The sequence below is a fragment of the Ruegeria sp. AF5 genome (assembly GCF_056541905.1).
Genome location: NZ_JBQFYZ010000029.1, coordinates 1 through 12,705, shown reverse-complemented (window position 1 = coordinate 12,705; position 12,705 = coordinate 1). Strand labels below are relative to the sequence as shown.

The 12,705-nt window shown below is 54.3% G+C and carries 9 protein-coding genes and 1 tRNA gene; 5 read left to right on the top strand and 5 right to left on the bottom strand.

The window, feature by feature from the left end:
• Positions 1-551 precede the first annotated feature (551 nt).
• A complete protein-coding gene (locus ACR0DS_RS19895) occupies positions 552-695 on the bottom strand; it encodes a DUF6538 domain-containing protein (protein WP_480484539.1) in 144 nt (47 codons plus the stop codon).
• 99 nt (positions 696-794) lie between these two features.
• Positions 795-870, bottom strand: a tRNA-Thr gene (locus tag ACR0DS_RS19890).
• Positions 871-1,051: 181 nt separating this feature from the next.
• Between ACR0DS_RS19890 and ACR0DS_RS19885 the strand changes: the two genes are divergently transcribed.
• Positions 1,052-1,921 (top strand): hypothetical protein, encoded by an 870-nt coding sequence (locus tag ACR0DS_RS19885; RefSeq protein WP_480560760.1) that lies wholly within the window; start codon positions 1,052-1,054, stop codon positions 1,919-1,921.
• Between the two features lie 22 nt (positions 1,922-1,943).
• Here the strand turns inward: ACR0DS_RS19885 and ACR0DS_RS19880 are convergent, their stop codons facing one another.
• Complete coding sequence (locus tag ACR0DS_RS19880; RefSeq protein WP_480473568.1) at positions 1,944-2,804, bottom strand: LysR substrate-binding domain-containing protein; 861 nt, start codon at positions 2,802-2,804, stop codon at positions 1,944-1,946.
• Between the two features lie 137 nt (positions 2,805-2,941).
• Between ACR0DS_RS19880 and ACR0DS_RS19875 the strand changes: the two genes are divergently transcribed.
• The 4 genes from ACR0DS_RS19875 to ACR0DS_RS19860 are packed head-to-tail and all read left to right on the top strand — an operon-like array spanning position 2,942 to position 8,548.
• Positions 2,942-4,114 carry a pyridoxal phosphate-dependent aminotransferase gene (locus tag ACR0DS_RS19875; RefSeq protein WP_480560767.1) on the top strand — a complete coding sequence of 391 codons (1,173 nt, stop codon included), beginning with the start codon at positions 2,942-2,944 and terminating at the stop codon, positions 4,112-4,114.
• The gene (locus tag ACR0DS_RS19870) at positions 4,111-5,313 is read left to right on the top strand and encodes an acyl-CoA dehydrogenase (protein WP_209508024.1); all 1,203 of its coding nucleotides are present in this window, start codon (positions 4,111-4,113) and stop codon (positions 5,311-5,313) included. The genes ACR0DS_RS19875 and ACR0DS_RS19870 overlap by 4 nt, the downstream gene beginning before the upstream one ends.
• Positions 5,314-5,324: 11 nt before the next feature.
• On the top strand, positions 5,325-7,514 hold the full coding sequence (locus ACR0DS_RS19865; protein ID WP_480539476.1) for a dehydrogenase E1 component subunit alpha/beta: 2,190 nt from the start codon (positions 5,325-5,327) through the stop codon (positions 7,512-7,514).
• Complete coding sequence (locus tag ACR0DS_RS19860; protein ID WP_480560762.1) at positions 7,511-8,548, top strand: ACP S-malonyltransferase; 1,038 nt, start codon at positions 7,511-7,513, stop codon at positions 8,546-8,548. The genes ACR0DS_RS19865 and ACR0DS_RS19860 overlap by 4 nt, the downstream gene beginning before the upstream one ends.
• 778 nt (positions 8,549-9,326) lie before the next feature.
• Here the strand turns inward: ACR0DS_RS19860 and ACR0DS_RS19855 are convergent.
• Both ACR0DS_RS19855 and ACR0DS_RS19850 read right to left on the bottom strand, forming a co-directional pair.
• Entirely contained in the window at positions 9,327-11,681 is a 2,355-nt protein-coding gene (locus ACR0DS_RS19855) for a DGQHR domain-containing protein (protein WP_480560763.1), read from the bottom strand.
• A 33-nt stretch (positions 11,682-11,714) separates the two neighbouring features.
• Complete coding sequence (locus ACR0DS_RS19850; protein WP_480560765.1) at positions 11,715-12,512, bottom strand: DNA adenine methylase; 798 nt, start codon at positions 12,510-12,512, stop codon at positions 11,715-11,717.
• Between the last annotated feature and the right edge of the window lie 193 nt (positions 12,513-12,705).

Sequence of the window (12,705 nt, the reverse complement as noted above, 5' to 3'; positions counted from 1 at the left end):
CTTGCTGCATCATCAGAACGCGGCGTAGATTGAAACTGCGGCGAGCCTGATCCTCCTAAGCCAATCAAACGCTCGTGTTCCAAATCATTCGATGACGGACATGTTAAGGTGTCTGAAGTCAGCGCCTACCGGACAGATTTAGAGTTTTCATCATATACTCTTTAGCTGCTCGAAGTACGTGTGAATAAGTTTGTCGCCGCAATCTGTTGTTCTAACGTCGTGAACAACAGAAATGCGCCACTGCGCACCGGAGACACTTCTCTAGCTTAGCAAACGAACCGCAAAACGATTGTGAACCATAGAGCTACAGAGGCTGGTCCGCAGCAGACGTTCCTTTAGTACTTTCGTTGAGCCTTTTTACATCGACTTAGCCAAAAGCCAAAAAGTGATGGCCAAGTCCACGAAGACTTTTCTTTGAAACTCATCACTCATGCTTGATACCAATCCAATTTCAGCAGCCTGCACTTCTTTCAAATCTGGTAGCTGCTCAAGGAGCTTCCAGTCGCTAATCCCATAACAATCGTCCTAAACAAGTGTCTACAGGCCGAATATCAAACCCAAGCATCACTGTGGTTTAAGGTACTGAGGTTTGGATAATGCTTACGAACATCGTCGGGAACTCGCCTCCGAAAATAGTAAACACCGCCCTCTTTCTTCTGAGAAAAGAATTTGCTGAGATCATAACCGCTCCAAATTCAGCGATGGCTAGAGGCATAGCGTCGCCTCGTGTGTCACCTTCGAATCCAGAGAATGCGCTTTAAAACGCTTATATTTAAGAGATTTCAGTGATTTAATGGTGCCCCCACACGGACTCGAACCGCGGACCTACTGATTACAAATCAGTTGCTCTACCAGCTGAGCTATAGGGGCACTGGCAGTCGATTACTTCGTCCGACAGAGGACTGCAACCCTCATTTTTAACTCAAACTTGGGGATTGCCCGATTTCCTGAGAAAGTGCAGAAACCGCACGGTTGGTTCATTGCAGATTTTCACGCGACGCAAAGACATGGAATGGGATGGACCCAGCCCCTGAGGGAAAAAGGACAAAAGATGCAGGTAGTAATCCATGCCGGGGCCGCTTTCGCCGATGAAGGGCAAGTGCTGTCCTCGCTCTCGGCAAACAAGCAGGCCTTGGCGGATTGCCGTGCTGTGATCTTGGGACCGCGCGGCGGACGTCAGTTTGTCAAGGTTCTGTCTGATGCCCTTGCTCAGGATTTGTCTGATGCAGAAACACAGGACGGGCTGCACGCCCTTCTTCCGGATGATCCAAATGTTGATCGTGTCATCCTCTCGAACGACAAGTTCTTTGGCCCAACACGCTCTGCCCTGCAACATGGACAGATTTACCCTTTTGCCGGGCAGCGGACAGCCTATGTGCAGACCTTGCTGGACGATGCTCAGGTCGAAATATTTGTCGGTCTGGTGAACCCCGGTTTTTTCATACCCAAGGTCCTGATGTCGATCCATGAAGATCACCGGCAGGAGATTCTGACCAGCACCGATCTGAGTTGCCTGAGCTGGTTGAGTATGATCGAAGATCTGCGCGATCTTGCACCTCAGGTGCAGCTCACTTTGTGGAAGAACGAACATTTGCCACTGATTCTGGGGGATATCACGCGCGCAATGGCGGGCCTGCCCGGTGACGCTCCTCTGGTGGATGAATATGCGTTGCTGTCGTCGCTTCTGACTGAAACCGGTCAACAGCATGTTCTGGACATCGTGCGGGGCGGCGTCGGCCTCGACAAGGACGCTCAACGCGAAGACCTTGCGCGGGTTTTGGAGGACTATGCCCGGCCCGATGAGGTCGAAGAAGAACTTGATCTGCCCGGCTGGAACGCAGACATCGTTGACGCATTTACAGAGCTTTACGAGCAGGATCTGGCAATCATCCTGACCATGCAGGGCATCCGGATGCTGTAACCCTTCTGTCGCGCCCGCACCCTTACAAATGCCTTTTCGTTTGCCGGATGATCCAGTCCGCAAATGCTTGTACGGCTTCGTTCCTCTGCCCGGTCGGCGTTGCAATGAAATATGCGCTGCCCGAGGCATTCACCAATTGCCCGGTCTGGACCAGCGCGCCCGACGCCAACTCGGCCTCGATCAGGTAGGACGGCAAAATCGCAGCCCCAAGCCCTGCAACTGCGCCTTCGATCAGCATCGAGAACTGATCAAAGCGCATCCCTGGAAAAACCGCTCTGGCGTCAAGCCCAAGGCTGGCATGATACTCGGACCATAGCCCGGGCCGTGAGGTCAGATGCAACAGCGGCAGATCGAACACATGCTGTTCCTCGAAAGGCCGTTGGTCGCCCAACAACACGGGCGCGGCTGCCACGACAAGTTTTTCCGGGAACAGCTTGCGTAGCCGCGCACCGGGCCAGTCTTCGTGGCCAAAGTGAATGGCAAGGTCCACGCGCCGCTCTTCCAGGCTGAACGGTGTCGTGTAGGAATGCAAATCCAGTTCGATCCCCGGATGCAGGTGCTTGAAATCCGGCAGTCTTGGCACCAGCCACCGTGTAGCAAAGGTGGGCAGGACCGCCAAGGTCAGCAACGACGCACCGTCACCGGCCGCGATCGCACGATTGATCGTACCGTTCAGCCGCTCTAGGTCGCCTGCAAGTTCTTCAAACAAAGCGCGACCCGCTTTCGACAAGCGAACGGCACGCCCGACCCGGCGAAACAGCGTCACCCCCAGCGCAGCCTCAAGTTCACGCACCTGGCGGCTAACCGCGCCCTGCGTCACACCAAGCTCCTCTGCTGCCATGGTATAGCTTTCGTGGCGCGCGGCAGCCTCGAAGCTGCGCATGAGGGCAAAAGACGGGAGGGAGCTGATTCTGGGCATATCACTTATGAGTTTTAGTCACAGAAACGATACAAAACAGCGTATTTTTATCAAGTTACTTTGCAGATAGAACCTCAGTCACCTCCAGAGGAAGATTGACAGTGTTTCACCGCGCAAACCGACTAAACGGTATCGAATTGTCCGAAATCGTGCAGATTTCCGAGGCCGCCGCACGCTTGCGTTCGGAAGGGCGCGATGTTCTGGCATTGTCGACCGGTGAGCCTGACCTGCCCACCCCGCCCCATGTGGTCGAAGCTGCCCACGCGGCAGCGCTGGACGGCAAGACGAAATACCCGCCGACGGCCGGGGTGCCCGACCTGCGTGCCGAAGTTGCCCGGCAGGCCAAAGCCGAAGTGACTCAGGTCATTGTGTCCACCGGTGCCAAGCAGGTGATTGCCAATGCCATGCTGGCCAGCCTGAACCCCGGCGACGAGGTCATCATGCCCGCGCCCTACTGGACCAGCTATTCTGACATAGTGCGGATGGCGGGTGGAACGCCCGTCATTCTGCCTTGCCCGATGGATCAGGGATTCAAGCTTCTGCCGAAACAGTTAGAGGCCGCAATCACACCGCGCACGCGCTGGCTGATGCTCAACACGCCGTCGAACCCGTCGGGGGCAATCTATACACAGGATGAGATCGCCGCCCTCTCATCTGTTCTGTCCTGGCATCCACAGGTCTGGGTTCTTGCGGATGAGATTTATCGCCATCTCAGCTTTACTCCGTTTGTATCAGTGGCCGAGGCAGCCCCTGACCTTGCCGACCGTCTGTTGATCGTCGACGGTGTCGCCAAAGCATGGTCCATGACCGGATGGCGCATCGGCTGGGGGATCGGGCCGGTCGAGTTGATCAAGGCAATGGTGGCCGTTCAGGGGCAGGTTACATCGGGCGCCTGTTCGATTGCACAATGGGCTTCGCTTGCTGCGCTGACCGGCAGCGCGGACCTGTTGAAAGAACGCCGGGCTGTTTTTTCAGAACGCCGAAATCTGGTGGTTGCAGGGTTGAACGCAGTTCCGGGTTTGCGCTGCGCGGCACCCGACGGGGCGTTTTACGCCTTTCCTTCCTGCGCCGGACTGCTTGAGGATCAGGGAGGACCGTTCAAAAATGACGCTGACTTCTGCACCTGGTTGTTGGAAGATGCCGGTGTCGCTCTGGTTCCCGGTCGCGCCTTCGGGTTGCCCGGACATTTTCGCCTGAGCTTTGCTTATGCCCAAGATACAATTGCAGCGGGGCTTGCACGTCTCAAAGCCGCTGTAGAAAGGAAACTCTCATGAAACCACAATCCCGCCCCCAGCTTGGCCCTTTCACTTGGGATGACCCTTTTCTGCTGGAAGACCAGCTGGCCGAAGACGAACGCATGGTGCGCGATGCGGCCAACGCCTACGCGCAGGACAAACTGCTGCCCCGTGTGACCCAGGCTTTCGCCAATGAAGAAACAGACCCCGAAATCTTTCGCGAGATGGGTCAAATGGGCCTTCTGGGCACGACTATCCCCGAAGAATTCGGCGGCATCGGTGCCAGCTATGTCACTTACGGTCTGGTCGCACGCGAAGTGGAACGGGTCGACAGCGGTTACCGCTCGATGATGTCGGTGCAGTCCAGCCTCGTCATGTATCCGATCTATGCCTACGGAACGGATGAACAGCGCCGGAAATACCTTCCGAAACTGGCCAGCGGTGAGTCTATTGGCTGCTTTGGCCTGACCGAGCCCGATGCAGGCTCGGACCCCGGCGGCATGAAAACCGTCGCAAAAAAGACTGATGGGGGCTATGTCCTCAACGGGTCAAAGATGTGGATCTCGAACGCGCCCATTGCTGACGTGTTTGTTGTCTGGGCCAAATCAGACGCGCATGACGGCAAGATCAAGGGTTTCGTTCTTGAAAAAGGCACACCCGGTCTTTCAGCTCCGAAGATCGAAGGCAAACTGTCGCTGCGCGCCTCGATCACCGGTGAGATCGTGATGAACAATGTCGAGGTCGGGGAAGATGCTCTGTTGCCGGGTGTCGAAGGTCTGAAAGGGCCATTTGGTTGCCTGAACCGCGCACGATACGGTATCGCCTGGGGATCGATGGGCGCAGCCGAGGCCTGCTGGCACGCCGCGCGGCAATACGGTCTGGACCGAAAACAGTTCGGTCGCCCTTTGGCGCAAACGCAGCTGTTCCAGCTGAAGCTTGCGAACATGCAGACCGAAATCGCCTTGGGCCTTCAGGCCGCTCTGCGCGTGGGTCGTCTGATGGACGAAGCCCGCGCAGCGCCGGAAATGATCAGTCTGATCAAGCGCAACAATTGCGGCAAGGCACTTGAGGTCGCCCGCCACGCACGTGACATGCACGGCGGTAATGGCATCAGCCAGGATTTCCACGTGATCCGCCACATGGTGAATCTGGAAACCGTGAACACCTATGAAGGCACGCATGATGTTCATGCCTTGATCTTGGGTCGCGCACAAACGGGCCTGCAAGCCTTCGCCTGAGGACGACAAAAATGGATCGCGCAACCATTGTGCATGACAACTTCCTGCGCCGGGTTGCGGCACGGGATTTCCCCGCTGGCGCGACGCCGTCTGGCCCACTGACAGCGTCCGAAGCAGTCGGGCTATATCGCGCGCAATGTCTCAGCCGTGCATTGGACCGCCAAAGCCGGGCAATGCAGAAAGCGGGCCAGGGATTCTATACCATCGGCTCCTCTGGTCACGAAGGGATGGCCGCCGTGGCGGCAGCCTTGCGCCCGACGGACCCTGCTTTTCTACATTACCGCGACGCCGCTTTTCAGATCGCCCGGTCCGATCAGGTGCCGGGGCAGAGCCCGACATGGGATATTCTGTTGTCCTTCGCTTCATCCTCTGATGATCCGATCAGCGGTGGGCGGCACAAGGTGTTGGGGTCAAAAGCGCTTTGCATCCCGCCGCAGACCTCGACCATTGCCAGCCACCTGCCCAAAGCAGTCGGCGCGGCTTATGCAATCGGGGCAGCCCGCCGTCACAAACCCGAACATGCGGAAATGCCGGACGACGCCATCGTCTATTGTTCCTTTGGTGATGCCTCGGCCAACCATTCCACCGCGCAAGGCGCATTCAACACCGCGCAGTGGACGTCTTACCAGTCGGTTCCCCTGCCACTGCTGTTCTGCTGCGAGGACAACGGGATCGGAATTTCGACCAAGACACCACAAGGCTGGATTGCCGCAACATTCTCTCATCGACCGGGACTGAAGTATTTCACGTGTGACGGGCTCGACATTTTCGAAACCTACCGTGTCGCACAAGAAGCCGCCGCCTATGTCCGCAGCCGTAAGAAACCCGCATTTCTGCACATCCGCACGGTGCGCCTGTATGGCCACGCCGGGGCGGACATGCCCACCACCTATATGCCAAAATCCGAGGTCGAAGCCGAAGAGGCGAACGACCCCCTTCTGCACTCCGTCCGCCTGCTGGAACAATCCGGTGCGATGCAAGCGGATGACGCGCTGAAGGTATACACCGACACCTGCGACCGCGTCACCCGCGTCGCCGACAAGGCGATCACCCGCCCTCGCCTGAAAACCGCAGGTGACGTGATGGCCAGCCTGATCCCGCCCGCCCGCCCCTGCGCCCCGACCAATGGCCCGACACCCGAACATCGGGCTGAAGTATTCGGCGGCGACCTCAAAGCACATGCTGAACCCCAGATCATGTCGCGCCTGATCAACTGGGCCCTGAGCGACCTGATGCTTGAACACGGTGAGATCGTGATGATGGGCGAAGATGTCGGGCGCAAAGGCGGTGTCTATGGCGTGACGCAAAAGCTTCAGGCCCGTTTCGGACCCGACCGGATGATCGACACGCTGCTGGACGAACAGTCGATTCTGGGCCTCGCCATCGGGATGGCCCAAAACGGGTTTACGCCCATGCCGGAAATCCAGTTCCTGGCCTATCTTCACAACGCCGAAGACCAGTTGCGCGGTGAAGCGGCCACCCTGCCCTTCTTCTCGAACGGCCAGTACACCAACCCGATGGTCGTGCGCATCGCTGGTTTGGGGTATCAAAAGGGCTTTGGCGGGCATTTCCACAATGACAACTCGGTCGCGGTTCTGCGTGATATTCCGGGGTTGATCCTGGCCTGCCCTTCAAACGGCGCCGACGCTGCACGAATGCTGCGTGAATGCGTGCGGCTGGCCCGGGAAGAACAGCGGTTGGTCGTGTTTCTGGAACCCATTGCACTCTATCCGATGCGGGACCTGCACGAAGCCGGGGACGCAGGCTGGATGCACACTTACCCCGACCCATCCGAAAGGATCGGTTTCGGCGAGGTCGGCGTGGATGGAGATGGCGACGATCTGGCGATTGTCACCTTTGGCAATGGCGTATACCTCAGCCATCAGGCGCGCAAACCGCTCGAGGCCGACGGGATAAAAACCCGGATCATTGACATGCGCTGGTTGTCACCGCTGCCCAAAGACGCGCTGACCCGGGCCGTAAGCGGCGCCAAGCGGATATTGATCGTCGATGAAACCCGGCATCACGGTGGCGTGGCCGAAGCCCTGATGGCCCATTTCCACGAAACCACAGATGTGCCGATGGCACGTATTACCGCCGAAGACAGCTTTATCGCCACCGGCCCGGCCTATGCCGCAACCATGCCATCGAAAGACAGCATCGAGGCCGCAGCAAGATCCCTGATGGAGACGGGCAAATGAGGTCAGCAAAACAAACCGCTGTTGTCATCTGTCCGGGGCGCGGCACCTATAACAAACCCGAATTGGGGGTTCTGGGCCGCCATTTTATCGACAAGGCCCTGCTGGCACAATTCGACGACATGCGCCGCGCGCAGGGTCAGGAAACTCTAAGCGAACTGGACGGCGCAACGCGGTATTCCGTGGCAAAGCACACGCGCGGCGACAATGCCTCGGCCCTGATCTATGCCGCGACGCTGGGCGATTTTCGTGCCATTGATCCAGAGAAGATCGACGTGGTGGCTGTGACCGGAAACTCGATGGGCTGGTATTCGGCCCTGGCCTGCGGGGGTGCCTTGACCGCCGAGGCAGGGTTCGAGGTGGTCAACACCATGGGAACACTCATGCAGCAGAGCCTGATTGGCGGCCAGTTGATCTATCCGTTCATGGATGCCGACTGGCAGCCGAACCCGGAACGCAAGGCCGAACTGCTGGCTCTGGTCGCTGAGATTGACGGCACTGGCGCGACCCTCACCCTGTCAATTGATCTGGGCGGGATGTTGGTTCTGGCCGGGGTTGAAGCTGGGTTATCCGCCTTTGAAAACAGGGTGCCTGTGGTGCAGGAACGCTTTCCGATGCGGCTGGCCAACCACGCAGGGTTTCATTCACACCTGCAACGCCCAGTTGCCGAAGCCGGTCGTACCCGCCTTGCCGCAGATCTGTTCCGGCAACCCAATTTGCCCATGATAGATGGCCGCGGTCAGATCTGGTGGCCCGGCGCCTGTGATCTGGACGCGCTTTGGGACTACACCTTGGGTCATCAGGTGACCGAAACCTATGATTTCACAAAGGCCGTATCACAAGCCGCGAAAGAGTTTGCACCCGACATGTTCATCGTCACTGGACCGGGAACCACACTGGGCGGAGCCGTCGCGCAGTGCCTGATCCTGAGCAATTGGGATAAGATGCAGGACAAAGCAAGCTTTCAGACCATCCAACGCGAAGAACCTTCGTTAATCTCGATGGGGATCGAGGATCAACGCACACGTGTGACTTGATCTTGCACACCTTGGCGGTTCGCCCGGCGCAAACCGATCTATCGCGGGCACTCCGCTCCACTCTGTGCACCGAACCATCTGTTCAGATCCCACCCGAGCAAGCGCCCTGCATTTCAATTCCACGATTCCGGAACCGGAAAAGGCGACGGAGCGCTCGGCCTGAGACGGCAACTACTGTCGAATGCTCCGGGTCAAATGGCATCTTCACGCAAATCAGGACACTTTCGGTCAAGCATCTTGCAGACGAGCCAAAGGCCCAGACATTGAACCTAAGCGTTTGATATCCAGCACTCATTTCTCTGACTTAAATGGTGCCGGGGGCGGAACCTAATAAGGGATGCAACCATCTGCATTGAATAATTTTTTTTCCAAAAAAAATCATTCTGTGCCCCCAATGATACCCCCAATCTAGAAATTACATTGTTTGGCTTCGCAAGCCATTCTTACGAGGACCCGCTGATTACAAATTTTGCTGTCCACGATTTGGACGTGACCGGACGCACCCTTCTGAAACCGTATAACACATTACGTTTAAAACATTATTTTAAGACTCGCACTTGGACGATGTTGGACCGAACCAGAAAACGTTGGACGTGCGCTCCCCACTAATGGCCGCTGCCATCGACTAGCTCACACTTACTGAGATTTTAGACTTCGGTTACCGTTGACATAGGCCGCCTGCAAAGCCTGCAAACACTTAAAAAAGTCACATCTAAAACACGCGTAGCGACCAAAAACGATGTCAGGTGCGTAAGGGAACCCCGAACCAGCTAGGGTATCAGCTGGCAATTCCCAGAAGATCGTAGAACTTTCTAATGTTGCTAACTTCTTCCCGATTCAGTCCTTTCTCCTTAGTTCCTTCGTGCGCCCAGGTATTTCGATATGACCCGAAGAACGATAGCCATTTAAGTTTATCAGATTTACTATTGAAGCCTTGCCCGATATCGAGCGCGAAGCGCTCTTCAAATGTCCTATAACCTGCAATTTCAGTTTCGGGCTTGGCACCCCAGTACTTTTCTATAATTTTCTTATAGTCCGAAATCGTGAACATCTCGGTCCAATCAACATGTGATTTTTTTAGCCCTTCCTTATAGTTCTTCTCCATCTGCTCCTTGGCTCGTTGATCACAGGCCCGCTGGATCGCACCTATTTCGAGATCCCAATTATCCCCATAACACAACTTCAAATTTGAAATGATCACAGACTTCAGATGCTTTTCTATCTCGACTCCAAGCTCACGACCTTCGGCTTGAAGCTTTTGGTCTTGCCGCTCCATCCAATCCTTTAATTCATCAGGAAAGTAGTCCTTGAACTTCCTGTGCACGAAGTCCTGGAAAGTTCGGAGCCATGTTATGTCAGCTCCAGAACCTAGCTTGCCCAGCAGGCGATCTTTGTCATCGTCACTTATAGATTTAAGAGCAGCAAACAAAGCTCTTAGGTATTTCTCTATTGCAGCCAGGCGATCCTCAGTTTTGGAGGAGATATTCAGTTCGCCTTGCTGTGCCGCGAACTCATGGAGGTTTCCAACAAGACTAATGAATGGAAAAGTTCCACGATTATAGAGAATGAATTTCTCTAACGTCTCCTGGTCATCTTTGAGGACGTCCTCAGCAAGATCATAACAAGAATTGAGCATGCCAACCACACGTTCTCTAGCCTTCTCCATTTCAGACTGGTGGTCTTGACTATTCGTATCATACAGCGAGCAATTTTTGCCTTCCAAAGTGAAGCTATTTCCACGAGCCTCCGGCAAGAGCCCACATCTCAGAAGTGCGTCAGCGAACGGTTTAGCGTTCAGTTGGGCTTTATCTTCGCCCAGCGAAATCTTTCCAAAAAGCGGCCCAGACTGATCCCCACTCAATCTTCTGATTATTGATGAACGCAGGGCCTTCATTCGAGAGTCCAGTCGCTTCGCGTTCCAGTAAAGGTCCTCTTCAAGTGTTATTCTAAGTGTTGGACTTACCGCCTTTTGGTTTTGGTTGATGTCCATGAACATCTCGAGCTGCTCTGATGAAGTCAGCCCCTTGAAGGCGACAACTGGAATCGTGTTAGTGTCCTTGAACTTTGAGTTCGCATAACCGTAGATTCGGTGCTGCCCGTCGATGATGTAAGCAATGGCATACGAATTTGGGATTTTAAGAGTTCCAGTTCGCGATTTGGAATGAGCCCCTCGCTTATGACCCTCAAATTGAATTTTCTTAAGATTCTCACTGAAATTTAGAATCACAGAGTTCGGGAAATAACCGCCTTCTTCTATGAACTTACCTATGCCCTTGAGGCGGTTTGGGACCAAAAGCCTTTGGTAGGTTGGCATCTCTGTTTCGTTCGCACGCGTACGATGAAGCACGAAGCCTAACTTCAGCAGCATTCCTGGTTCCAAAGAAAACATATAGTACTCTTTGGTCCCCATCTTTCCTTCGATGGCCGGAACCTCAATTCTGTCCTTGTTGATATCCTGGCTCTTAAAGATCAGCGCCATGAATTGATAATGGGCGGCATCTTTGTAAGATTTTATCAGGCCATCCACATACTCATATGCATTATCATTGTATAAATAACCTCCTGCATCCTCCAGCATCTTTGCTGCCAAACTATCGCGGCCAATTCTGTAATTTCTGGTGGCAAAGAGGAACTTTACTTTCTTTCCTGATCCAAAAATTTGCCCTAGAGCTTTTTGATGGCCATCGAGCCGCAGTTTCAAGGCTTGGAACTCTGTCTTAAATGATGGTGCCTTCGAACGCTTCACCGCTGATTTGCATTCAACTATAAGTATACTGTCGTCATTGACGGCCAGGACGTCGATCCCCTTTGTCTCCTCGGGGTCCTTTCCATATGGCAGTTTGATGTCTCGCACGACACTGAACTGACGGTACCCCAGCTTATAAAGTTGGCACCAAATGTCGTCTTCAAATTGGACATCATGGCTTTTAGGTCGTCGCAGGCGCGTCCTTGTGGCCAAGGGTGACCCGTATTCCTCCCAACCCTCCTTCAACATGTCTTCGACAAGCGAGTGCTCAACCGAGCGTGTTTCAAATTTTTGCGACTTAGCTTTGAAGATCTTTCCAAGCTGCGAGAAATCTCCAGATATCTTGCTTCGAAGATCTGCTTCCGCTGCCGAGTCAAGAAATGCCAAAATACACTCCTGGTTAAACTATTATTGCATCATTCAAGTATCGAATACGAACAACGCTTCCGAGGTCTTTCCTCGACCGCTGTTCTTCCCAGATATTACCGACGCTCTCGAGACAATCTTTGCGCACCCAAGGTCGGAATAGAGTTCGTGAATAGAATCATGGTTTGCGTTGGTCACCACGACCTTTGCGCCTCGAGAGACCGCAGCTGTTGCCGCATCGCGAAGTCGGATCTGGTCGCTCCAGCTAAAGATGTTTTGGTTATATTTGATGAAACCATTGGTATTGTGAGCCGTGGTATAAGGGGGATCTAGAAAAACAAAGTCGCCTGCTTCCGCCTTTGCAAGCGTCTCTTCAAAATCGCAAACCTGTATATCGGCGTTTTTCAAATAACCGCTGGCAGCCTCAAAATCATCATCCGGCATTAGGACCTGGGTTTTGGTGCCGATTGGGACGTTGAATTTACCCGCCAGATTCTCACGATAAAGACCGTTCCAGCAAGTACGATTTAGGTAAAGAAATTGAGCTGCCCTTGTGTGCGGCGCTCTTCTTTTGCGGTCTCTCTCTCGATAATAAAACTCTTTAGAGTGAAGACGTTGGAGCGCTTTGAGTTCTTCTTCTACCCTTCTCCAATCTCCTTGAATCGCACGATAGACGTTGATCAGCTTTGGATTGACGTCGGAGAGAAGTGCTTCCGAGGGCTTTAGATGAAAGAACACCGCTCCGCCGCCGAGAAACGGCTCGATGTACCTCCCCGAAAACTCAGGTAACTCAAAGTCAGATTTTTCGACTAGCCAGCGTTTGCCGCCAGCCCATTTAATGAACGGCTTCATATCTGAGCAAACTAGATATCGTGCCTAAATTGGTCAATGCCACAAATGCACGCGAGTGTGTCTCGGCACCCAATCTGGTAGCAGTTCGCTAAATTGTCCGTCATCGAATGATTTGGAACACGAGCGTTTGATTGGCTTAGGAGGATCAGGCTCGCCGCAGTTTCAATCTACGCCGCGTTCTGATGATGCAGCA

What these genes read in the sequence shown, in the direction of transcription:
- ACR0DS_RS19860 (WP_480560762.1), top strand. Translation starts at nt 7,511, where the DNA reads ATGAGGTCAGCAAAACAAACCGCTGTTGTCATCTGTCCGGGGCGCGGC.
- ACR0DS_RS19850 (WP_480560765.1), bottom strand. Translation starts at nt 12,512, where the DNA reads ATGAAGCCGTTCATTAAATGGGCTGGCGGCAAACGCTGGCTAGTCGAA.
- ACR0DS_RS19880 (WP_480473568.1), bottom strand. Translation starts at nt 2,804, where the DNA reads ATGCGCAGCTTCGAGGCTGCCGCGCGCCACGAAAGCTATACCATGGCA.
- ACR0DS_RS19870 (WP_209508024.1), top strand. Translation starts at nt 4,111, where the DNA reads ATGAAACCACAATCCCGCCCCCAGCTTGGCCCTTTCACTTGGGATGAC.
- ACR0DS_RS19865 (WP_480539476.1), top strand. Translation starts at nt 5,325, where the DNA reads ATGGATCGCGCAACCATTGTGCATGACAACTTCCTGCGCCGGGTTGCG.
- ACR0DS_RS19885 (WP_480560760.1), top strand. Translation starts at nt 1,052, where the DNA reads ATGCAGGTAGTAATCCATGCCGGGGCCGCTTTCGCCGATGAAGGGCAA.